This window comes from Microbacterium sp. K41, from assembly GCF_004794395.1.
Lineage (GTDB): Bacteria > Actinomycetota > Actinomycetes > Actinomycetales > Microbacteriaceae > Microbacterium > Microbacterium sufflavum.
The window spans coordinates 46,113-65,858 of the sequence record NZ_SSDO01000526.1 but is presented as its reverse complement, the minus strand read 5'-3'; the positions used below and the strand labels follow the sequence as shown (position 1 = coordinate 65,858).

Annotated in this window: 19 protein-coding genes; 5 read left to right on the top strand and 14 right to left on the bottom strand. The window is 63.9% G+C overall.

Annotation, left to right across the window (positions count from 1 at the left end):
* The first annotated feature begins 52 nt into the window (after window positions 1–52).
* On the top strand, window positions 53–214 hold the full coding sequence (locus tag DW309_RS19815; RefSeq protein ID WP_168387320.1) for a hypothetical protein: 162 nt from the start codon (window positions 53–55) through the stop codon (window positions 212–214).
* Between the two features lie 304 nt (window positions 215–518).
* Here DW309_RS19815 and DW309_RS18315 read toward each other — a convergent pair whose 3' ends face one another.
* Window positions 519–1,433: a TIR domain-containing protein gene (locus DW309_RS18315; protein ID WP_136046195.1), complete on the bottom strand. Its 915-nt coding sequence runs from the start codon at window positions 1,431–1,433 to the stop codon at window positions 519–521.
* 65 nt (window positions 1,434–1,498) lie between these two features.
* A complete protein-coding gene (locus DW309_RS18310; protein ID WP_136046194.1) occupies window positions 1,499–4,243 on the bottom strand; it encodes an NACHT domain-containing protein in 2,745 nt (914 codons plus the stop codon).
* A 252-nt stretch (window positions 4,244–4,495) separates the two neighbouring features.
* Here DW309_RS18310 and DW309_RS18305 point away from each other — a divergent pair, with 252 nt between their 5' ends.
* Window positions 4,496–5,239 (top strand): hypothetical protein, encoded by a 744-nt coding sequence (locus DW309_RS18305; protein WP_136046193.1) that lies wholly within the window; start codon window positions 4,496–4,498, stop codon window positions 5,237–5,239.
* Window positions 5,240–5,477: 238 nt separating this feature from the next.
* Here the strand turns inward: DW309_RS18305 and DW309_RS18300 are convergent, their stop codons facing one another.
* Entirely contained in the window at window positions 5,478–5,741 is a 264-nt protein-coding gene (locus DW309_RS18300; protein ID WP_136046192.1) for a helix-turn-helix transcriptional regulator, read from the bottom strand.
* 613 nt (window positions 5,742–6,354) lie between these two features.
* Between DW309_RS18300 and DW309_RS18290 the strand changes: the two genes are divergently transcribed.
* Both DW309_RS18290 and DW309_RS18285 read left to right on the top strand, forming a co-directional pair.
* Window positions 6,355–7,170 (top strand): metallophosphoesterase family protein, encoded by an 816-nt coding sequence (locus DW309_RS18290; RefSeq protein WP_136046190.1) that lies wholly within the window; start codon window positions 6,355–6,357, stop codon window positions 7,168–7,170.
* Entirely contained in the window at window positions 7,163–7,747 is a 585-nt protein-coding gene (locus DW309_RS18285) for an antitoxin VbhA family protein (RefSeq protein WP_136046189.1), read from the top strand. Before DW309_RS18290 ends, DW309_RS18285 begins: the two co-directional genes overlap by 8 nt.
* Before the next feature lie 336 nt (window positions 7,748–8,083).
* On the opposite strand, the gene DW309_RS18280 is transcribed toward DW309_RS18285, so the two are convergent.
* The 4 genes from DW309_RS18280 to DW309_RS18265 all read right to left on the bottom strand — a co-directional run bounded on the left by DW309_RS18280 (window position 8,084) and on the right by DW309_RS18265 (window position 9,896).
* Window positions 8,084–8,440: a hypothetical protein gene (locus tag DW309_RS18280; protein ID WP_136046188.1), complete on the bottom strand. Its 357-nt coding sequence runs from the start codon at window positions 8,438–8,440 to the stop codon at window positions 8,084–8,086.
* 151 nt (window positions 8,441–8,591) lie between these two features.
* Window positions 8,592–9,212 carry a hypothetical protein gene (locus tag DW309_RS18275; RefSeq protein ID WP_136046187.1) on the bottom strand — a complete coding sequence of 207 codons (621 nt, stop codon included), beginning with the start codon at window positions 9,210–9,212 and terminating at the stop codon, window positions 8,592–8,594.
* Complete coding sequence (locus DW309_RS18270) at window positions 9,209–9,412, bottom strand: hypothetical protein (RefSeq protein ID WP_136046186.1); 204 nt, start codon at window positions 9,410–9,412, stop codon at window positions 9,209–9,211. The genes DW309_RS18275 and DW309_RS18270 overlap by 4 nt, the downstream gene beginning before the upstream one ends.
* Window positions 9,413–9,539: 127 nt before the next feature.
* Window positions 9,540–9,896 (bottom strand): ArsR/SmtB family transcription factor, encoded by a 357-nt coding sequence (locus DW309_RS18265; protein ID WP_136046185.1) that lies wholly within the window; start codon window positions 9,894–9,896, stop codon window positions 9,540–9,542.
* A gap of 108 nt (window positions 9,897–10,004) precedes the next feature.
* Between DW309_RS18265 and DW309_RS18260 the strand changes: the two genes are divergently transcribed.
* Complete coding sequence (locus DW309_RS18260; RefSeq protein ID WP_136046211.1) at window positions 10,005–11,363, top strand: peptidoglycan DD-metalloendopeptidase family protein; 1,359 nt, start codon at window positions 10,005–10,007, stop codon at window positions 11,361–11,363.
* A 23-nt stretch (window positions 11,364–11,386) separates the two neighbouring features.
* Here the strand turns inward: DW309_RS18260 and ccsB are convergent, their stop codons facing one another.
* From ccsB to DW309_RS18225, 7 genes are all read right to left on the bottom strand, one after another.
* Window positions 11,387–12,394 (bottom strand): c-type cytochrome biogenesis protein CcsB, encoded by a 1,008-nt coding sequence (gene ccsB / locus DW309_RS18255; RefSeq protein WP_136046184.1) that lies wholly within the window; start codon window positions 12,392–12,394, stop codon window positions 11,387–11,389.
* Window positions 12,395–12,433: 39 nt separating this feature from the next.
* Entirely contained in the window at window positions 12,434–14,110 is a 1,677-nt protein-coding gene (gene resB, locus DW309_RS18250) for a cytochrome c biogenesis protein ResB (protein WP_136046183.1), read from the bottom strand.
* Entirely contained in the window at window positions 14,091–14,846 is a 756-nt protein-coding gene (locus DW309_RS18245) for a cytochrome c biogenesis CcdA family protein (RefSeq protein WP_136046182.1), read from the bottom strand. Before DW309_RS18245 ends, resB begins: the two co-directional genes overlap by 20 nt.
* On the bottom strand, window positions 14,843–15,508 hold the full coding sequence (locus DW309_RS18240; protein WP_136046181.1) for a redoxin family protein: 666 nt from the start codon (window positions 15,506–15,508) through the stop codon (window positions 14,843–14,845). The genes DW309_RS18245 and DW309_RS18240 overlap by 4 nt, the downstream gene beginning before the upstream one ends.
* 639 nt (window positions 15,509–16,147) lie before the next feature.
* A complete protein-coding gene (locus DW309_RS18235) occupies window positions 16,148–16,828 on the bottom strand; it encodes a M23 family metallopeptidase (RefSeq protein ID WP_136046180.1) in 681 nt (226 codons plus the stop codon).
* A 337-nt stretch (window positions 16,829–17,165) separates the two neighbouring features.
* The gene (gene lnt / locus DW309_RS18230; RefSeq protein ID WP_136046179.1) at window positions 17,166–18,788 is read right to left on the bottom strand and encodes an apolipoprotein N-acyltransferase; all 1,623 of its coding nucleotides are present in this window, start codon (window positions 18,786–18,788) and stop codon (window positions 17,166–17,168) included.
* A gap of 3 nt (window positions 18,789–18,791) precedes the next feature.
* Complete coding sequence (locus DW309_RS18225; protein ID WP_136046178.1) at window positions 18,792–19,730, bottom strand: cytochrome c oxidase assembly protein; 939 nt, start codon at window positions 19,728–19,730, stop codon at window positions 18,792–18,794.
* Between the last annotated feature and the right edge of the window lie 16 nt (window positions 19,731–19,746).

Genomic DNA, 19,746 nt, shown 5'->3' with positions numbered 1-19,746 from the left:
CCCGATCCTCCGGGAGGAGAGGCTGGAGGAAGTCACCCAGAAAGGAACGCGCATGAGCAGCGACAGCCACCGCAACGACATCAGCACCGAATCCTCCCCCGGGCCCGACGAGAACGACAACCTCGGCGCCGAGGACAACAAGGGCGAACCGCCCACGGTGCCACCCACCGGCGACGACGACGTGGAGGCTCACGACGGCACCGACGCCGACTAGCTGGTCTCGGAACGACGAAGCCCCCGTGTTCATGAGGAACACGGGGGCTTCGTCTGTGACAGCGACCTGGTGGAGCTAAGTATGTTTTCCGAGGTGTCTCATGTATCAGAACGGTTGAGAACAACGACTTCACGTCGTTCCGATGAGACACCAGGTCTGGTCCTGTGAGACTACTTCTCTCGTCTCGACTCAGCAACCGACCGTCGGCTGAAGGCGAGGGGCATGGTCCCGACATGCCTAACCCAACGCGCTTCGCGTGTCAGCTCGCTCAGGACCGGCAGCACCGAACGCGCGCGTCGGTCTTCTATCGGTCGAGATCGATGGAGTACGTGAATCGAACTCGCGCCGGAACGTACTCGTACCCGTCGTTGATCTCTCGCTGCACCTCAAGAATCCGAACCGTGCACAGTGCGCCCTTGTCGTTGAGTAGCAGCACACCTTGCCCGACTGTCGGGGCCAGCGTGCGGCCAGCAGAAAGGAGTGCGTCGCTCGGTTCAGCCAGTTGTTCCGGGGTACGCAAGAGTCCGATGGCGGAGAGCCTGTCTGAGTACACGTAAACGCTATTGAACGCGCACGCGGAGACTTGGAAGGGGAACTCGAAGTCACCCTGACCGAGCGTGAACACTGAATCGACGCTCTCGCCAAATACGAAGTCGACCTCGTCTTGGACAGTTGGGCTGCGACGCAGTCCCGGATCGCGGAGGCCACGGATTCGCTCGAGTCTGGCTGCTCGCGCAATTTGCGTGCTGATGGGGACAGCGTTGGTCTTGTCCCGCGGGAGGCCTTCCACCCATCGCCATAGGTCGTCTAGTTGTTCCGAACCAGGGAAATTCACTGCGTCCGCGGACGAGTTGAAATCGAAAGACAGCGGATTGTGGTTGCTCAGCCAATCGGGGAGTCGAAAGGTCGGGTTGTTGACGAAGACCACGGAGGCCCAGTTGGGCGGGTGTTGGTCGAAGGCGTCTCGGATCCATCGGTTCTCAACAGCCACACCGGAACTCGCGTCTCCGTTGGCCCGGTTGACGTAGTTGTCATCGGCTATTAGCAGGACATGCCTCGCGTCAGCGAGCGAGCGCATGAACCCGCTCAGGCCGTTCCCATAGTCGACGTCTTGATCGACTCGAACGTCATATCCCAGTAGGTGCAGCGAACTGCAGAGTAGCCGGACCCATTGCCGATGCGCGGGTGACGTCCATGCGTACGATACGAACAGGTCCATGGTTCTTTGATGTTACTCAGTCATGGACCGCTCTACGGCCCCTCTCGCCCGACCCCGTCCGCGGCTTAACCTCCGTAGAAGGTGAACGCGCGTTTCCCGAGCCCCCAGTCTTGGATCCATCTCGGGGCTCGACTAAGAGAGACGGGAAGGTCCGCTCTCGATGTCCTGTCCTTCTCCGCGGCGGCTGTTCGCAGGGCCCACAAGTCCCGGCCCAGACGCGGCAAGCCCGGCGCGAGTTCCTCCACTACTTCTGGCTCGTCATAGATACGCGTCTCGTAAATGATCCCGAGCACGTAGAGGTATGCCCACAACGCATCACCCTCGAGTCGCCTGCCGTCAGGGAACGCCCGCCCCTCAACGCGCTCGAACACGAGGTCGACCAGCGCAAGCGTGGTCGGAGCATCTAGAACTCGTCTTGCTCGCGCGGTACTTATTGCGTGCTGAAATACCTCGTCGAGATCGGAGCGAGCGACAGACGCAGACGCCATGTGGGCTTGTTCGAGGCTTATCCACAGAGTCCCGATGCAGGACCCAAAAGCCCCTTTTACCGTGTAGGCGGACCGCTCCGCGGGCGGCAGTGGCGCTTCGCGATGGAGCCAGTTCCAGACGGAAACCGCACCGCGATACCAAGTTCCGTCGTGCGAGTCATCAGGCGTCAGCGCGGCAACCGCCGCCTTCCATGGTTCCGCGTATCGGTGCGTCACACCTCGAAGGTCGAGCGTTGCCCATGCTCCAGCGAAGAGGCTCCGCCCCGGCGCCTCATCGGCTACTACGTAGTCACGAATGAACTGGTCTCTCGCATCCCTGTTGAGCGACAGTAGCGCGCGAACCGCCGGCCAGGGCATTTCCCGCTTCGCACGCCACAGATCGAGAATCCGGTCGAACCCTTTCGCTCGGGTGGGCGCGGGCAGCGATACACCTTCCATCAGCCGAAGTATTAGAACCTCATCATCGGTCCGGTCACACACGCGCTTGAACGTTTCGGCTGCGCCACGCTCTAGTCGTTCGTCAATGGCCTGGAGCAGTAACTCCGGAAGCACGGTGGTTGCGTCACGCTTGTGCGCTTCGATCAAGGTCTCAGCGATACTCTCGGGATCTCCACTTCCCCGAGAGATTGCTTCAGCAGCGAAGTACTCGAAGAAGGTGCGGTGAGTGAAGCCGAAGAGCCGCTCGCCGTGGTCCGTCCCGGTCGTCCCCAGTAGCCAGGCCCGATCCGCACAGAACGCGAGGAACTCGGCGGCGCGTCGTCGGGCTTCGCCTTCTTCGACACCCGCCGTGTCGCAGAGATACTGGCCGATGGTCTTCGTGATCACCTTCTCAGATAGTCCGTTCTGCGCGGCCTGCGATTTGTAGACCCACCGCGCAAGCTCTTGCATGATGCGGTCGCCGTTAGTGTGAAGCTCTTCTGGCTGGTTGATGTGCCGATGTGAGTCCCATTTGTGGAACAGCAGGTCGGCGCAGTTGGCGTAGATGTCGCGCCGGCGGCGCGGAATTGATCCCCTCTCCCTGTACAGGATGCAAAGGAGCGAGAGAAGCAGCGGGTTCTTCTTGAGGTCTGCCACCGACTCCGACTCGCTCATGAAGTCGGGCACCAGGTCCGGACGCTCAACGAATGAGAACCATTTCTGGATGTACTCGCGCGTTTGCGTGGGCGAGTACTCATCGAGCGCCAGAGTGTCAAAAGTGTTCGACGGTAGCGGCGCGCGCTCATACCCGATTGAGCGGGATGTGACAAGAACCGGTACCGCTGGAAACTCGCCTGCGAACGAGGAGATGCGATGAACCATCTCGATGCGCTGATGGATGTCGGTTACCTCGTCGAGCCCGTCGAAGATCACGACCATGAGACCTAGCGTCCACGCGTCGTGTAGGTCGGCGGTTGAGAGTTCGATGCTCGAGGAAGCCTCCAGCTCTCCCCGGAGGTACTCAACGATGCTGAGGTCTTTCGCACCTGGGAAGTAGGCCCGACAGGTGAGCATCAGGACTGGCTGACCGTCCGGATCCTTGCTCAGCTCTTGACGCAGGTTGCGCACGAACGTGCTCTTCCCTGCCCCAGGGGCCCCGTGGACCACGACGCGGTACGGCGTCCCTCGCTCGCCGAGTTGAAGGCCATCCACCACCGCACTGGTGCTCTTATCGATCAGTGTGCGACCCACATAGAGGTCGCCGAATGTCGCTCGCGTGGACGAGTTCGTGTAGGTGATGATGGGAGGCGCCGGAGCGCTGGCTATGGATGCCTTGACCCGATCCGCGAGCGTGACGGCGTCTGCGACCCTGTCGATGTCGCCGCACAGCTCCGCGAGGCGCTCCACATACCGGACCCGCGAGGCTGCGCCGGACTCCGCCCCGGAGCTGCGCCCCACCGGTGTGCGAAGAAAGTCCTCATACTCGGCTGCAGCGTCAGCAAGCTCCTGACCCGCTGGCGTGGCGTTGTCGTATATGCGGACCAGGTCGTTCCATATCGAATCCCGCCCCGGATACCACTTGCTCGAATGCATGGCGCACCACTTCTGCGCACTGTTGGAGAAGACCCCTTGGACCGTCGCGAGCGAAGAGACTCGCACCGAGGAGGAGGGAGTGAGGAGTGTGAGAGCGAGGGCGCTGAGGATCGCGCGGCCCTCCCTACTGTCAAGAAAGGCCTCTAGGTCTCCAACGTCCTCCGCCGTGAGCCCGTATTCATCGTCGAGCTCGATCCATCGGATGTCGAAGGTACCGCGCAAGCGCAATCGCTGCAGCGCACGCCGACCGATTGCGGTGGCGGGCTTCACGGCGCGAGTAACTCCCCCGATGGCAGCAGCAGCTTCAAGCATGATCCGAGAGTAGAGCCTTCTTGGGACACACACACATGGCGTGCGGACTTGTGAGGGCGATGAGTCAGCGCGCTCTCGCACGTCGGAGCGTGGTTCACACGCACCATGCGACAACGTCGCGCTTCACCACTGCGGGCAGCTACCCCCTCACCGCGCCGATGCACGGTACGGTGCTTGCATGCTCGCGGCGTCCAGACGACTCCAACCCGCTCGGGACAACCGAATCCGGTTGGTACCTCAATGACACTTATCGTGGGCTACATCGACGGCGACAACATCCACATCGTCAGCGACACCCTCGTCACCTGGGAAGACGGGCAAGTACGCGAACCGGACGATCACACCATCCCGAAGATCGCCATCCTGCGCCCAGATCTCGCCGTTGCTCTCAGCGGCACAGAACCCGACGCGCGTCTTCGCGACCTCGCCTACTACCGCGACTATCCGCTGGACGAGCTCCTCGCCAGTCTCTGCGAAGACACATGGGCAGGCTTCATCGTCGCCGCGCTCAACCCGCCCCGCCTCTGGTCGGTCTATGACGGAATGGCCTACCAACGCACGAATCGCGGTATTGCCTGGGACGGTGACGAGGACGCTTACAACATCTTCGCGGAGCGCTTCGCTACCGACTGGATCGGAACAGTCTACGAGTCCGACATCGGCTTTCGTGTCATGACCTCCATGCAAGCGCTCACCTCATTCTCACCCGTCGCCACTGTTGGCGGCCTCACTCTTCGGGCAGCCGGCGACGCGGACGGTTTCCATTTCGTCGCCGACCGAACGACCGTGTTCGGCGGCCCGTCTTGGTACGTGTTGCCTGGCGAGGATCCGACCCGCGGCGCCCTAGGCGTGTTCATGCAGACATCGAGGATCGGCCGCCTCTACACCCATCAGGACCCCGACGCGGCAATCTTGATCACGGCGTCGTCCCCTGCGGAGTTCATCGCCGAAGCGCAACGCACGTACGGTCAGTTCCTCGCTCATCCCGGCCCCTGATACCTCGCTCACAGCGGAGGACGTCCCCGCAGGTCGGAGCAGACCCGCCGCTGTCGTCCGCCGCACCAATGACGCTGCATCCGGCCTTAGGACAGCATGCAAGCTCATGGGCGTTTCTCGGCATACTCCGGCAGGAGTGCGTCGTCGACTCAATGCGCGATCCCGGGTGCACTCGGACGGCCACCGCATACGCCAGCGCCGAGTTCACGCGATCCCCTGGATTCGTCCGAGGAGCGAGCTATCGGATAGTGACGTCCGGCCGATTGGCGGGAAGGAGTTCCTCCACGGGCACATCCAGCACCTGGGAGAGCGCAACGACAGTCCGCAAGGAGGGGTTCGCGGGCGATCCGGTTTGACCTTCGCCTGCCTCATACCGCTGGACGGTGAAGCGCGTGAGTCCTGCACGGAACGCGAGCGCTTCCTGAGACAGCTCCTTCGCCACCCGAAGACGGCGGATCTGGTGACCGAGTTCTATGGCAAACTCCTGCCACCCCTCGGTCACGCCCGCCTTCTTTCGAACCACTGGCCAAGCCTTTCGGGAAAGGCTCGGCTATATAGCCTTTTCTATGTGGCATAATTTCCACAGCCATACGAAACATTCACTCCATCGACTGGCGCGATCTCGCGTCTCGACCTGCACGTGTGCCGCTGCGCATCGGCTCCGGGTCGCCTCGATGCGTAGGTCCCGTTCAGGTCGACCCCGATTGTTGAGTAGCAGTGACTGATTCCCGACCGATCTGGTGGAGCGCCACAGAGGTCGAGGCTCCCGACGCTTGGATCGCGGCGTTCAGAGCGCTCACCGATGAGGAGCGAGCCAACGAAATGGGCCTGACCGCGGCCATCTTCATCGCCCGCGTGCGGCGACGCACCGGCCGCGGACCGACGTTCTCCGAGCTATTCTCCGAGCTTTTCCCGCATGACCAGCTGCACCCCGAGTGGCCTGCGGGTCTGACCTACCCCGTTCGCGCCACGATCCATCACGCATTCCGCCTCCACGTCGCAATCCAATGGAAGCGAGGCGGGTGGATCAGCTGGGATCCGGGTGTCGAACGCAGCCTTCGAGTCGGCCCGACGTTCCGGGAACGTTCGCGCGCACGGCAGGCAGCGAGGGCACAATGAGAGCGCTCGAACGCGCGTCGACCATCGATCTCCCGGATCAGCGCGTGGCGGTGTGCGGGGACTGGCACGGCAACGTCGGCTGGGTCAGAACGCTCTCTCGTATCTTGCCGGCTCTGGCACCGGACGTGACGACGATCCTGCAGCTCGGCGACTGGTGGATCGATCCCGATGCCGTCGATGAGGCACTCGCCGACACGAACATCGACCGCATCTATGTCACGCTCGGCAACCACGAGCCATGGTCGGACGTCACGCCGCTCCTCGACGAGCAGCGTAGTTCAGCCGTCCGAGTCTCGAAGCTCACCTGGCTCCTGGCAAGGCCCGCCAGGCTCACCATTGGCGGACGGTCGGTGCTGTCGCTCGGCGGTGCAGCCTCCGTCGACAGGCTTTGGCGACGAGAAGGCACCGGATGGTGGCCCGATGAGCGCATCTCCGACGAAAACGTTGCCGCGGCCATCGGCGGCGGTCCCGCTGATCTGATGCTGACGCACGAGTCCCCTGCCCGCACGCCCGTTCGCGCCGTACAAGAGGTGCTGCGGTCCAACCCGATGGGATTCCCCGACGAAACGCTCGCAGAGTCCGCACAGTCACGCGAGCGGGTTGCCAAAGTCTGGGACGCCATCCGACCAGGACTGCTGATGCATGGTCATATGCATGTTGCTGGCGGCGGCGCGACCGACGACGGGCGCCGCGTGGCGAGCTTCGGACGAGACACGATGCAGGGCAGCCTTGCGTTCCTCGACCTGCGGACACTGCGCCTAGAGGTCCCGACGGTCCAGCAGATGAGAGAGGCGGCATTCCCCGTTGGGTAACGATGACCACGTCCGTACGCGAGAGGAGCGGCTGGACGGAGTCCTCGAAGCGTTCCACTCCTGCCGCCTCGACGGCCTTGCTCCGACACGTGATGCGATCCGCGACGCCTGGAACTACATCGAGGGCCGCCGCACCCTGAACGAACTCATCGAAGACGTTCGTCGCCGCCATACCCGGAAACCCGAAAAAGGAGCCGTGACCGCGGAGGAACCGAACCCCTGGGCTGAGATCGTCGGTCCGTGCTACACGGTGACCAGCATGGCCCGCACCCTCGGACGGACGGAGGCTGAGGTCATGGAGGCTGGGAACGATCTCCGCCTCATCATGTTGCGCACCGAAGACGGCGTCTACCTCTTCCCCGTCTTTCAACTGCACGACGGCGAGGTGGTCGCCGGTCTTTCGGACGTTCTTCTCGTCCTTCAGACCGGAGTGAGCTCCCCCTGGACGTGGGCGCAGTGGTTGAACGTCGCGGTACCCGAAGCGGATCCGCCCCGCAACATCACGCTGCTATACGAAGGGCGCCTCGAGGAAGTGATCCGCAAAGCGAAGCACGACGCCTGGGCGTGGGGCTCATGAGACCATGCCCTGCGCGTGCGTCATTCGAGAAGGTGTCGGTGCACCCGAAGTCTCCATCGTGCTCACCCCCGCAGAAGCCAGGGTCATGCTCATAGTCGCGACGCCAGCCCAGATCGACGATCCGATCTCGGAAGTTGTCGACGCCTGCGTCGCTGGCGATAGCTTCTGGGGCATGCCCACCGTCGGCGGTGACGCGATGCGCGACGCCGCTGTCCGACCGCGTCGGAGAGGACGGCGCCGGTCGACGGGTCGATGGCCCCACTAACGGCGCGAAGACTCAGCAGAACTCCCACGGGAACGATGCCCGCTCAAGCGAGGGCTGAGCGCACCATCTAACTAGCCGCGCTCCGCGGCATCTCTGGATGCCACGATGTTCCTCAGAATCTCGAGCGAGATCTCGTCACCATCCTCAAGAAGATGCTCTAGCTGAGGGTTCACGTCAGCCGACGCCTCCCACAGTCGGAAGCTCACTCGCTGCTCCGCAAGACTCGTCAACAAGCCAACGAGCTGACCGCCACGGCTGTCGAACCATGAGTTCGTGAACGTCTCCTCGACAACGACCGGCGCACCCGCTGCGACCTGTGACCGTGATTCCGAGTACCCGATGCCGGTGAATTCTTTCAGCGCTTTCACCATCTCAATATTGGATGCGGCAGAGTCGAGGATGACCACGATCCGGAGTGACTCACTCATCGAGTACACCATCAAACCTCTCCTGCATATCCACGCGTCCATCCTCGCCGACTCTCATCGAGATGTCGACGGCGCAGATCGCACGGTGAACCTCGCAGAAGGGGTCAGTGGCGACAACCGCATCGCATCCACTGACGAGAGAGCAGTAGACCTACTTGTCGTCGAGGAGGCGTACTGTTTCGACGAGCAGCGCTTCGCGGGCGTCGAACAGGTGGTAGGTGGTTGTGTCGCCCAGGAAGTAGGACTCCACGATGAGCACGACGACCTTGCCTTCATGTATGCGCAGCCCGGACGAGTGCGCAGGGGGGTCTGGCCAGGGGTCCGGCACCGGGTGCGGGAAATTCGCCAGGGTCACGGGGGTCTGCTTCATGAATCGCTTGCCCCACCCGTCCAGGTGACGCCATCCGACCTGCCCGTCTTCGCGGAGTAGCATGTCGCTGGTCTTGACGACCTCGTGCTCGCGCTGTCCTGCGAAGATCTGCCAGGCTCGGTAGCCGCTGTTCTTGTTGTCCAGTGGCTTGCGACTGCTGTGGGTTTGCACCCAGGAGTCGATGTTCACCGGCGGTTTGATCCCGGCCTGGCGTAGCTTGGCAGCGCATTCCCGGCCCAGGTCGAGGAAATCGTTCCAGATCGCGCCTCGAGCGCCCAGCGACTGCAGCTCCTGCGCGGCGACCTGCTGTTCCTGCTCTGCTTTCGCCTGAGCGGCAGCGTTCTCGGAGCGGACGATGGCGGCCGCGGCGGCGAGCTCGTCGTCGAAGCTGCTGGGGGTCACGTTGCCTCCTCAGGGATGTTGGTCACAACATATCGGAGGGCTAATGCGCGCGGCGAGGATCGGGGTGCCGTGTTGTCATCGGGTTCATAGCCTTCACGACGGGCGTGGCTGCGGATGATCTCGAGGCCCGCGCCGGTGTGGTTGTTGGCGCTGAGCGCCATGTTGAATGACGATCCGGCGAGTGTGTTCAGCCCCTGCATCAACTCGCCATCTGGCGAGTCCTCGTCGCGCTCGCGCTAGGTGCTCTCGGCGAGTTCGCGCAAGAGCTCATAGACCTGGAGCTGTCGTCTCTCTCCACGGCACAGCCCCAACCAGAGAGAAAGCCGGCTACTTTTCGCGTGGACTGGTCTCGACACCGGTCGGGAGGTACGCCACGTGGCCAAGCACGCCATCAAGCAGAGCCATGACGTGGTCGTCGTACAAGTCGTAGCGGACGTTGCGCCCGTCGCGATTTCCTGACACGAGGCCGAGCTCGCGCATCAGCCGCAGATGGTTCGACACGGCTGTCTGACCAGCTCCCACAGCTTCGCAGAGCTGGGTGACGGTCAGCGACGATTGTCGCAGCGCGGTGAGGATCCGCAGCCGCACCGGAGAGGAGAGGCCATGCATGACTTCCGCCAGCCGAACGGCTGCGCTCGACGGCAGCATCGTCGCCGCATCGAAGTGCATGTCTCGCGTCACCATAGTGAGTCTACGACGGCGACACTCTCTCCGAACTGACAATACATCACGAATTCGTGATGTAACTTGAAGGCGATATCCCAGCGATGAGGAGCCAAACGAGTGAGTCCGATACGCCTGACAGCCGCTGATCTCGCTTCCGCGTCGGCTGCTGATGACTGCGGCTGTGCCCCGACACCCGCCGAGAGAGATCGACTGTGGAAGCGCCCAATCAATCGCCGCGGCGTCTTCGAGCTCGGCGCCTTGAGCGTGGTGGCGCTCGCAGCGTTCGGGGTCGGATCCGGCGTTTCCATCGCACATGCCGCCACGTACCCGTCGTGGGACGACGTTCAGCGCGCCAAGGGCAACGAGGCAGCGAAAGGTGTCGAAGTTCAACGCATCCAAGGCCTCATTCAGTCGCTGACGCAGAAGGTCGCTGACACCGAGGCCGCAGCACTGCTCGCATCCGACGAGTTCTACGCAGCGCAGCAGCAGTACTTCGAGGCGATCCGGGTCGCAGACGACCTGAGGGCGCAAGCCGACGAACAGACCCTCATCGCTGAGGAGGCGTCGAGGAAAGCCGGACAGCTGGCCGCGCAGCTCTATCGCAACGGTGGCGACGACACCACGCTGCAGCTGTTCTTCGCAGGCTCCGCAGCCGAATCGGATGAGCTGCTGTCGCGACTGGGAACGCTCGACAAGTTCATGCAGCACAACCGTGCGGTCTACGACGAAGCGATCTCGTCGAAGAACGCGGCGCAGTCGCTCACAGATCAGGCGGTCGTCGCTCGAGACGAGCGCGACCGACTTCAGCAGGTCGCGGAGGAGAAGATGACAGCGGCGCAGGAAGCCGCAGACGCCGCACAGGCTGCGCTCGACGAGCAGACCACCTACCTCGAGACGCTGAAGGCACAGCTCGCGGCGCTTCAGGATACGACCGCGCAGACGGTTGCCGGTTATCAGGCCGGCGTCGCAGCCCGCGCCGCGGAGGAGAAGGCTCGTCGGGAACGAGAGGCCGCCGAGGCCGCCGCGAACAGCGGCGGCAATGGGGGCGGAGGTGGCCAGGCCGGTAGCGGAGGGTGGGTTCGACCGCATGGTGGCGCGCGCAGTTCGAGCTACGGGCCCCGGACCCCGATTTGCGGACCCCAGGGCTGCTCATCGAGTTACCACTACGGCGCAGACCTGGCGAACGGATGCGGTGCGGCGATCTACGCCGCGAACTCGGGGACAGTCGACTACGCCGGCGCCAACGGGAACTACGGCAACTACGTCCGTATTCAGCACGGTGGCGGCGTGAGCTCGGGCTATGCACACATCAAGCCGGGCGGAATCGCCGTTCGTCGCGGTCAGTGGGTCGAGTCGGGACAGGTCATCGCATACGCGGGCAACACCGGGCGATCCTTCGGGTGCCATCTGCACTTCGAGGTGTACCTCAACGGTGGCTACACCAACCCGGTGCGTTTCATGGAGGACCGCGGCGTCTACGTGTGAGATAGCGCCGCGGCCCTGCCGGATCACGTCAGCCCGGAGTAGGAATGGAGCCCCGGGAAGTAGATGTTCACGACGGTGAAGTTGAACAGCACTGCTGCGAACCCGACAATCGACAGCCACGCAGACCGGGAACCGCGCCACCCCCGGGTGGCGCGCGCGTGGATGTACCCCGCGTAGAGGACCCAGATCACGAAGGTCCACACCTCCTTGACGTCGAATCCCCAGTAACGACCCCACGAGTCGTTCGCCCAGATCGCTCCCGCGATGAGGGTGAAGCTCCAGAACATGAAGCCGACGATGGTGAAGCGGTACGCCAGGGTCTCCAGCGCGTCCGCGGACGGGATCGTTCGAAGGAAGCGAGGACCGCGCTTCTGCTGTCGCGTGTCTGGAGCGGCGCTGAGGAGGCGCTCGCGCCTGCCCTGCATCAGTTGTGTGATTGACACGCCGCAGGCGAGGGCGAACAGGGCTGTGGCGAGCGAGGCCACGAACACGTGGATCACCAACCACACGCTCTTCAGCGGATCCATCAGCGGCACAACCTCGACATAGAAGCCGAGGGTCGCACCTCCGAGAAGCAGCACGGTCATTCCGAGCAGGAACGCGCCCAGGAATCGAAGATCGTACAGCCGCAGCACCACGAGGTACACGGCGACGATGAGGAGCGTCCCGGTGAGCGCGAACTCGTACATGTTGGCCCACGGGACCCGCTCGGCCGCAATGCCTCTGCCGAGAGTTCCTCCCAGCTGGAAGAGGAACGCCAGAACCGTGAGCGAGGTTCCGATTCGCGCCCACAAGCGTCGGGGTGGCCGCTGTAGGGCCGTGTCGGCGCCGGGAACATCCTCGGCGACCTCTTCGGACGAGGATGCCAGCCCACGCCCGCCGACGGTCGCCAATTTCCGCACGGGAACGGCAACCGGTGCGGCGCTGCGCTGCGCGAGGTCGATGGTGTACGCGGTGAACGCGAGGAGGTAGGTGGCAATCGCGGTCCAGACGAGGAGGAGGGAGATGCCGTCGAGGCTGAGCTGATTCATGACGGGTTCCTTTCGGTCGTGTCGTGCTGCTGGTCGTTGTCAGAAGTGGCCGGTGGGCTTCACAGGCTCCGCGCCGAGCGAAGTCGAGTGACGATGTGCGAGATCGTCGACCGCTCGTTGCAGCGTGGGGTCGTCGCCGCGAGCGAGGCCGGCGTACTCGATGTGGATGCCGTCGATCCCGTCGCGGGCTTTCACCCACACGCGACGCCGGGGTACGAACAGGCCTGCGAAGAGACCCACCATGGCGATCACCGAGAAGAGGAGCACTCCCCCACTGCTCGGATCTTGTTGGATCTGCAGCGAGGCGAATCGCTTCACTGGTTGCTGTTCCTCTGCGATCTCCCATGTGACGGACCCCCAGCCATTCGGGAGGTCAGCCGTGTCACCGGGTCGGAGTTCCAACGAGTCGGTGCCACTGTCGCCGCCCGTCTCCTGGTCGAGTCCGCTCACGTCGAGCGTGTAGACGGAGCGCGGCGTGCCGTCGTCGATGCCGAGGTCCCCGCTGAAGACGTTGAAGGTGAGCACGGGATCGACGACGTCGGGGTAGATGGACGTGAACGCACCTGACGGGAGAGTGCCCTGCGTGGGGTAGAAGAACCCGACGAGCCCGACTTGCTTCGGTAGCCCGTCCGGGATTTTGATGATGCCCAGGGAGGTCATGTTCGAGTCCTGCGGCAGGAACGGCTGCGACTCACTGAACACGACGTCGCCGTCACCGTTCCTCACGGTCAGCGTCGGGGCGTACCCGTTCCCCAGGAGGTAGATCCGGTCATTCGCAATCGTGGTCGGGTAGTTCACTCGAACGCTGCGCTCACTGTCCTGTTCGCCCGGCTGGCGGACCGTGATCTGCGCATCGAAGTTCTCTGCCTGTCCCGCGCCCGGTGTGCCCGGCAGTCGATAGGCGACACGGAAGTCGTCGAGCGTGAGCGAGTACGGAACAAGTCCCGCGCCGTCGACGAATCGTCCCGGGTTGAAGGACGAGTAGTCGCTCAAGGCATTCACGAACGTCGTCCCCTCCACCACGACTCGTTGTCCGGTGTACGCGAAGGATCCGCCTACTGCGACCGAGAGGAGCACCCCGACGAGCGCGACATGGAAGACGAGGTTGCCGGTCTCACGGAGGTAGCCGCGCTCTGCTGATACCGAGTAGGTGCCTCCCTGGTCGTAACGCTCGACGCGGTAACCGGATCTGCGCAGCATGTCGGAAGCCGCGGAGACAGCCCCCTCAGCATCGCCACCCTTCCCAGCGATGAACCTCTCGCGATGAGCGGGCAACCTCGACAGTCGAGACGGAGTGCGCGGAGGTCGTGACCGCAGGGCGACATAGTGGTGCTTCGCACGCGGGATCACACACCCGATGAGCGAGACGAACAGCAGAAGATGGATGGCGGAGAACCACGGCGAGATGTAGACGTCGAACAGTCCAAGGCCGTCCGCGAGCGGGAACGCATCGGGGTTGTTCCTTCGCCATTGCACCACGCCGTTGGGGTCTGCGCTGCGTTGCGGGAACAGTGAACCGGGGATAGCTGCGACAGCGAGGAGCAGAAGCAGCAACAAGGCGGTGCGCATGCTCGTCAGTTGTGTCCACCCCCATCGCAGCCAGCCGGTCACGCTGAGCGCCGGGCTCGTCACCTCAGATGTTGTGCCGGTATCGGCGTGGTCGGCTGGCCGGAGCGGATCGACTTTGGTGTCGGGGTCAGAGAGGGAGCGGGACATTGATAATCACCTGCTGAAGTTGGGACATGAGAGCGGTCCAGAGGCCGGAGACCATCAGGATCCCGAGAGCGACGAGCATCGCTCCGCCGATGAGGTTGAGCGTGCGGACATGGCGTCGGAGGAAGGCGAGCGAGGAGGACGCCCATCCCCACCCGGCGGCGAGGACGATGAAGGGGATACCGAGGCCGAGCGAGTACGCCAGCCCGAGCAGGCCGGCTCGAGCGGGGTCACCCAAGTTCCATGACATCGAGATGATTGCGGCGAGTGTCGGGCCGATGCAGGGTGTCCACCCCACTCCGAGTGCGAACCCCAGCAACGGGGCGCCGACCAGACCTGCACGACTGCCGATCCGTGGGCGCATTGTTCGCTGCGCGACGCCGAAGAGTCCGATGAAGACGAAGCCCATCACGATGATGACGACGCCGAACACCCTGGTGAGAATGTTCGCGTACTGCAGCAGCACGAAGCCGAACGCACCACCGAGGATGGTCACGGCGACGAAGACGGTCGTGAAACCTGCGATGAACAGCGCCACCCCCAGCATCAGTCGACCGCGGTGCGACTCTTGGCTTCCGCTCTTGCCCTGTTCTGGCCGCACAGTTCCGCCGAGGTACCCCAGGTACCCGGGCACCAACGGGAGGACGCACGGTGAGACGAAGGAGACAAGCCCGGCGAGGATCGCCACGGGGATGGCGATCCACAGAACTCCGTCGACGATAAGCGTTCCAGGGTTCATGGGACGCTCTCCTCGATAACGTCCTCGACGAGCGTCGCGAGGATTGAGGCACTGTCGAGCTGACCGATGACGCGGGCGGCGACTCTGCCGGAGCGGTCGATGACCAGGGTGGTCGGCGTGGCTTGGATCGGCGTCACCTGCGCGAAGGCCAGCTTGACCTTGCCGTCGTTGACGTCGATCACGCTCGGATACGTGACGCCGTTATCTTTGGCGAACGAGAGCGCGGTGGCGGGTTGGTCGTAGGTGTTCACACCAAGGAAGGCCACGCCGTCGTCGCGATAGTCCTGCCACACCTGTTCCAGGTATGGCGCCTCGACGATGCAGGGGCCGCATGCGGCGTACCAGAAGTTCACGACGAGGACGTCGCCGCGGTAGTCGTCACTCGCGACTTGCTCTTCGGTCTCCGTGACCCCTTCGAATGTCACCGGCTCTCCGCGCTCGCCTTGCGGGATCTCGACGACTTGGAAGTCTCCTGCGATGAAGCCTTTCTCGTTGCCATCCCTGTATTGCTGGGAGAGAGAGTCGTTGGACGCGCACCCTGCGAGCAGGAGAAGGACGGGTATGGAGGCGAGCACGGCGTGACGAATACGTCGTCGTCGGCCGTGGTCCTGCGCGGTGGGGACGCGGGTGGCGGGTGGTCGGGGGACGGGCTCGCTGAGCATGGGTTCCTCTTCGGATCTGAATCTCGTTGGCAGGGCAGAGCCGCTGGTAATCGGGCTCATGCCTCGCGCCCCGGCCGTCAGTGCTCGACGAGGAGCGGGTCCCGGGGGCGACGTCACGTCTCGCTCCCGAGTGACGAGAGCAGGACGGCGTGAATCGAGGAAGCTCAGGTCCGCGACACGCGGAGTTTCGTCAGAGAGGGGGCGGTGGCCCTCATCACGATGCTCGGAAGAAGTCGACGTATCAGGTGAGACCTGATACGTCCCGGGTTCAGTAAAGGTATTGGCCGACGCAGAGCGCTGAGGAGCAGGAGAAGTACTCCGCAGAACAGTCCGAGAGCGCACGCAACGGGGCCCATGCCCATGCTCGATGCAGAGGGCTCCCCCACCGACGCAACTGAGGGCACGTCCTGCGCAGCGTTTCGAGCATCGAGCGCCGAGGGATCGTCGACGCCGACGGACGTCGATACATCAGGTGTCGCCAGATACGGAGCGCAGGCGACACCCAACACGAGCAACAGTGACGCCATGACCACGACAATCACACCGACGGCAAACGGCGATGTCGCCGCCTTTCGCCCTAGATGAGTGTTCATCGCCCCGCCTCTCAGGTCGAGGTCATCAAGCGGGACGCGCCGGAGCTCATTCACCGGTCTGCTCCCGCAGCCAAGCGACAGGATCGACAGTTCCGTCTCCTGTCGAGACTTCAAGGTGCAAGTGCGCACCAAAACTGCGTCCGGTGTTACCGACTCGTCCGACTACTTCGCCGACGGAGACGCTCTCCCCCTCACGAACTCCGAGGGAGCCGCGCAACATGTGCGCGTAACGGCTGAACACCGTCTGCCCGTCGATCTTGCTCTCAATGTAGACCGTGACCCCGAACGCCCCGCCGTTCTCGGTCGCGATACGGACCGTCCCGCCGGCCACGGCGCGGATCTGAGCTCCCTCACCTGGTGTGAAGTCGGCGCCTTCATGCATTCGCCCCCACCTGGGCCCGAAACTCGACGACGTGGGCACGCTGACCGGGAACGGCCACTGCACCTCAGCATCGGGATCGAGCACCAGGGATCCGCTGAAATAACGGATTCCTGCTGCCGCCGCGAGCTGCGGGACGGACGTCACGCTGAAGCCGTTCGACCGACCAAGGTCCTCCGCCGCAGCATCCTCCGGCACGACAAACGCCTGAATGTCACTATCGGCGGCGGATCCGTCGCTCTCGGAAGGCGCGAACCGCGCCGTGGTATCCGTCCTGGTCGCCGCGACGGTCTCGGCCGGGATCGTCATGCCGACCATGAACGAGGAAGCGACGGTCAATGTGCCCACCACGATGAGCGTTCTCCCGATTCGCCGCCCGATGGACCTCGCAGGAGCGGGCTTCGCAACGCGTCGAGCGACCTGCTCCGTGGGCGTGGTGGGTGGAGTCGTGTTCACCGTCTCCGCCGGAGTCAGCACGTCGTGCTCTCGGCTCGGAATGCCCTCGTCACGAGGTCGATGGTCGGATGCGCTGATTGGTGGAATCGGCGGATGGGACAGGGCCTCGCGCCTGCGCCGAAGTTCGGAGCGGGTGACTGGCGGAGTCGGGGCTGTCGACGCGGTCTCTCGGCGTCGAAGCTCCGAGCGCGTGAGAAGCGGCTCCGGTCGAATGTTCGGCTCGAGAGGGTCATGTATGGTCACGGTTCGGGCCTCCGGATTCGGGTTCGGGGGTCGAGTCTGGGCCGTTCGACGATGCACGTCGAACGATGAGGGCAAGTGTTGCGAGGCTTCCGAACGCGAGCAATGGCGCGCTCAACGCGAGCCACTTCTCCGCGAGGATGCCTGGTGCGATGCCTGAGCGGAGCGGCACATCCGTGATTGCGGCAGCGACCGTGTCGACGCCTGCTGTGTCGAGGATCGCGCCGTCCGGGGCTATGACTTGACTGGTGCCCACAGTGGAAACGTTCACCACGCTCTTACCGGTCTGGATGGCACGCATCCGGGCAAAGGCCAGTTGCTGAAGGTTCTCGTCAGAGCCGCGGAAGTCCGCGTTGTTGGTTTGGAAGATGTAGAGCTTCACATCCTGCTCAGCAGCGGCACGGATCACGTCGTCGAAGATCACGTCGAAGCAGATCGCGAGACCGATGTCGGTCTCGCCGACGGTCACGACGGGTGGGTTCGTGCCGGCAGTGTACTCGCGCTGGATCAGCCCGACGAGGTCGGGAGCAAGGCGCTCGTACAACCATCGGTCGGGGACGTACTCGCCGAATGGGACGGGATTGACCTTGTCGTGGACTTGAGAGCTGCCGGGGTTTGCCGTCCACAGGAAGGAGGTGTTGAACGTCTCATCGCCTCGTGCCGTCGCCGCGTTCGCCAGAAGCGGCGCCCCCGTCCGGGACACGATCCGATTCAGTTCAGAGGCGGCCTGTCGTTTGCGGAACGGGTCGAACTCCGCCGATCCTTCTGGCCAGACGAGCACGTCCATGTTCCGGTCGAGAATCGGTTCCGATGCCGCGACCTGTGCTTTGAGCAGGTCACCCGAGGCTCTACCGTCGAAGTAGCCTGAGGGACCGTTGCCTTGGACCCACCCAACCGCGAATGTGCCCGCGCCTGTCGTCGCATATTGCGGCGTCACGCTGAGTCCGAATATCAGGACGACAGCGGGCGTCAGAACGGACACTGCGCTCAACCCGATACGAAGCCACTGCACGATGCTCGCAGCGATGACCGCGATGGTGAGCGAGAGCCCGGTCACACCGATCCACGATGTAGCTTCCGGGAACGGGCTCTCGACCTGGGTCATCCCGAGTCGCACCCAGGGGAACCCGCCGTACGGCCACGATCCGAGCACGATCTCGCGGGCAACCCACAACCCGCCGACCAGCGCGGGTACGGCGACGATCTGCCAGACGCGACGGCCGCGGAAGCGGCTCGTCCATCGGTATGCCAGAGCTATGGGAACCGCACCGAGCCCGAACAAGAGAGCCTGCAGCCCCGACAACGCGATGCGTGGCAACGGCCCGAGGAACTGACCAACCCAATCGAGGTGAAGCGCGTAGAAGGTGACACCGAACGCGAGACCGACGAGCAGCGCTCCGCCGACGCTACGTCCGACGGTCGCAACCAAGGTGAGGATGACGCTGACGAACGCGAGGGGCCACCAACTGACCTCGGGAGTCGCGAGGTCCATGGCGAGTCCGCCGACCGCCGACAGCGAAACGGCGACCCATACACCGACGAGTGGTCGTGTGAGATCACTGTTCGTCGTTCGGGCCTCAGACGTCGGCGCAGTGAGGAGTCTCGTCGACATTGCTCAGGCGTCCCGCTCGCGGAGTTTCTGGAGGTAAGCGTTGTACTCATCCAGCTCGGATGATCCGTGGATGTCTACGTACCGGTCCTGTGCCTGGGATCGTACGGTGTCCTCTCGGAACCATCGGTGCATGACGTAGATCAGCATCAGGAGCGTGGGGGCCTCGCCGTACGACCAGGCGAGTCCGCCGGCGAGCCGCTGGTCTTCGATGGGGTCGAGTCCCATGGCCTGCGTGGGCGCGACGAAGTGGGTGATGAGCATGGTGGTGGCCATCATGAGGAACACTCCGAAGAAGGCGTGCAGCGCGGCTTCGGCGAACACATCGAGGGCGCGGCCGCCGTGACTGAGGCGAACGGGTAGCGGGTCGGAGCTCAGGATGGGGATTGTGAAGATGATGCCCGCGCCGAGGAACGCCACCTCGAGGGCGATGTGTCCCGCGGTCGAGCTCAGGAGGGAGTCTGCGAACCCCGCGAGGTACAGGCCGTAGAACGCGGCCAGATAGAGAGGGAGCGCCGCCCATGGGCTCAGAGCCCAGCGCGCGAGTCTGCTGCGCAGCCCCGCGTGGGCGACGGCGAGTGCCCTACGCCCCAGCCCTACGTGCGGGGTGGCGCGGAGCAGCAACGTGCCCGGAGATCCCAGGATGAGTAGCGGCGGAATCGCCATCATCAGAGTGAGCTGCTGGAACATGAACACCGACATCAACGCGTAGCCGTAATTCTCCACGGCGAGACCGGTCGTCCCAGCCAGGAGCGCGCAGCCGCTGAGGAAGCTGAACGTACGCCAGATGGACCAGCGTCGACCGTGCGTCCACATGCGAACGGCCCCGACCATGTAGAGAAGTGCAAGCAGCCCAGCGACCACCGGCAGCACCGGAAGCGCCCCCGGAACCACGGCGAAGTAGTCAGGGAAGGTGGGCGCGACGTCGGGGATCCACGGAGTCATCGACGGGCCCCCTCCG

Bases quoted from the DNA above. Each gene is read 5' to 3' on its own strand.
- DW309_RS18310 (WP_136046194.1), bottom strand. From the start codon at position 4,243: ATGCTTGAAGCTGCTGCTGCCATCGGGGGAGTTACTCGCGCCGTGAAG.
- DW309_RS18280 (WP_136046188.1), bottom strand. From the start codon at position 8,440: ATGAGTGAGTCACTCCGGATCGTGGTCATCCTCGACTCTGCCGCATCC.
- resB (WP_136046183.1), bottom strand. From the start codon at position 14,110: ATGTCCCGCTCCCTCTCTGACCCCGACACCAAAGTCGATCCGCTCCGG.
- DW309_RS18245 (WP_136046182.1), bottom strand. From the start codon at position 14,846: ATGAACCCTGGAACGCTTATCGTCGACGGAGTTCTGTGGATCGCCATC.
- DW309_RS18315 (WP_136046195.1), bottom strand. From the start codon at position 1,433: ATGGACCTGTTCGTATCGTACGCATGGACGTCACCCGCGCATCGGCAA.
- DW309_RS19815 (WP_168387320.1), top strand. From the start codon at position 53: ATGAGCAGCGACAGCCACCGCAACGACATCAGCACCGAATCCTCCCCC.
- DW309_RS18270 (WP_136046186.1), bottom strand. From the start codon at position 9,412: ATGCAGGGGCTGAACACACTCGCCGGATCGTCATTCAACATGGCGCTC.
- DW309_RS18240 (WP_136046181.1), bottom strand. From the start codon at position 15,508: ATGCTCAGCGAGCCCGTCCCCCGACCACCCGCCACCCGCGTCCCCACC.
- ccsB (WP_136046184.1), bottom strand. From the start codon at position 12,394: ATGAATCAGCTCAGCCTCGACGGCATCTCCCTCCTCCTCGTCTGGACC.
- DW309_RS18290 (WP_136046190.1), top strand. From the start codon at position 6,355: ATGAGAGCGCTCGAACGCGCGTCGACCATCGATCTCCCGGATCAGCGC.
- DW309_RS18265 (WP_136046185.1), bottom strand. From the start codon at position 9,896: ATGGTGACGCGAGACATGCACTTCGATGCGGCGACGATGCTGCCGTCG.
- lnt (WP_136046179.1), bottom strand. From the start codon at position 18,788: ATGTCGACGAGACTCCTCACTGCGCCGACGTCTGAGGCCCGAACGACG.
- DW309_RS18225 (WP_136046178.1), bottom strand. From the start codon at position 19,730: ATGACTCCGTGGATCCCCGACGTCGCGCCCACCTTCCCTGACTACTTC.